Here is a 1,897-nt window from a genome sequence, read left to right as displayed (position 1 = left end):
CTAGGAGCCTGCTGAACAAGCAGGGGTGGGGACCCGCGTTTGTTGTGGGTGCGGGCGGAGCGCCGCCAAGGCAGTCGAGCTGCGGTCAGCACACGTGGTGCGACACGGGGTCGTTCCGCCCGCATACGCAGCCTCGCGCTGCCTGAGCTGTCTTGCAAGAGTCTGGGGCGGGGCCCGGGAGGATCCGCGGGGACCGTTGCGGCCAGCCGTTCAGGCCAGGACCCAGGTTCCGTTGTCGTTGGTCAAGCCCAGGGCCAGGAGTCTGCGTAGGTTCAGGGCGGCGACGCGGTGGTGCAGCCATTGGTTGTTCTTCGCGATGCCGCGGTAGGGCACACGGCGGTTGCCGCGGGTCAGCCAGGCGATCGAGCGTTCGACCATGGGTCGGTGTTGGCGGTAGGTCGCCTGGAACTGCTCATCTGTGGCGCGTCGGCGGTGTTGGCGTTGTAGGTCGTGGTGCTCGCTGAGGAGCACGGTGCGCCCGTTGACCGCGGTGGTGCACTGCTGGCGCAGGGGGCACTCTCGGCATGCGACTCCGAACACCACGCGGCCCTGGGCTGTGATGGTGCGAGTGACCTGGGCTGGGCAGGTCAAGGTGTTGGTGGCGGGGTCGAAGACGAAGTCGTCGATGGTGAAGCCGCCCTCGACTGCGGCGCTCAGCGGCCAGGGCTTGAGGATCGCAAGCCATCCCATCGCGTGCAGCACCGCGAGCATCTTGGCTGTGGCGTAGGCCGAGTCGCCGAGGATCTCGACCTGCTGCCCGGCAGCCAGACTCTCGGTGGTCGGGTCCTGGGCCATCAGCTCAGCCCCGACAGCGGCATCGGAGTTCTCCGGGCCGCTGGCCTTGGTCAGGGCCACGGCCGTGGTCAGGCCGGTGTCGGGCTCGACCACGACGTGGGCCTTGAAACCGTCTTGGCGGCGCTGCTGGGTCTTGTGGGCGTGACGGGCCTCGGGGTCGACGGTCGAGATCATCCGGTCTGGTGCGGTCTTGTGTGCGATGCGCCACCGGCCGTCGGTGCCATCAGAGCCTTCGGCCGGTTCGACGTCTTGGCCCGCGACCAGGGCCAGCAATGCGACCGCCTCGGCTGCCCTGCCACCAGCTTGGGTGATTACCGTCAGCCCGATCTGCTCATCGATCGCGCTCAGCAACGCCAAGGCGTCGTTGACCAACGCGGTCACCAGGTCCTCACGTGCGGCCTGGTCGTCCCAGGCGATCGCAGGCTTCGCGGTCGAGGTGTAGTCCTGCCCGGTCAACACCCCCAGCCGTGTGGTCACCGATCCGGGTCCGGTGACTAAGTCTGCTGCGCCGTCGACGTCACGTGCGACCCTGCGGATGCAGGCAATCAGCTGGGTCACGGTGTCTTGGCGCGCGACCGCGTCATCAAGGACCGTGGAGTCCAACGCGCGACGCTGCTTGCCAGCAACCGCCCCGGTGGCCGTGATCAACTCACGCACCACCTCGAAGATCCGTTGCGGGCGCTGGCTGGCTGCGAGCCTGCGCCGCCAATAGGTCAACGTCGAGGCATCAAAGCCCTTCGCATCAATCGCGTACCCACACGCGGCCTTCCACCGCAGGTCGAACGTCAACGCCTCGACCGCCTCGCGATCCGACAACCCGTGCAAGGCCTGCAGCACGATCACCGAGGCGACCACCTCGGGCGGCAACGACGGACGGCCACGACGCGTCGGGAACAAGTCCTCGAACATCTCAGCCGGGAACAACGCCAGGCGATGCTCGGCCAGAAACGCGAACACGCTCCCGGCCGGGAGTAAGTGCCCCGCGACCGACTCCACATCCATCAGATCCCGCTGGCGATCAGCCTCACCCTGCACAACCACATGATTTCAGCCCAACCCCGACGAGTCGCTCAGGCGCGCCCTTTGTTCAGCAGGCTCCTAG

At 67.4% G+C, this 1,897-nt stretch carries 1 protein-coding gene; it reads right to left on the bottom strand.

What is annotated here, in order from left to right; genetic code table 11:
• Nucleotides 1-210: 210 nt before the first annotated feature.
• The gene (locus FZC61_RS22800; RefSeq protein WP_148616560.1) at nucleotides 211-1,830 is read right to left on the bottom strand and encodes an IS1182 family transposase; all 1,620 of its coding nucleotides are present in this window, start codon (nucleotides 1,828-1,830) and stop codon (nucleotides 211-213) included.
• Between the last annotated feature and the right edge of the window lie 67 nt (nucleotides 1,831-1,897).

Origin of the sequence: Nocardioides rubriscoriae, assembly GCF_008087085.1 — a bacterium.
Classification (GTDB): domain Bacteria; phylum Actinomycetota; class Actinomycetes; order Propionibacteriales; family Nocardioidaceae; genus Nocardioides; species Nocardioides rubriscoriae.
Note: the sequence above shows the minus strand (reverse complement) of the source record. Positions and strands in the feature narration are given on the sequence as shown.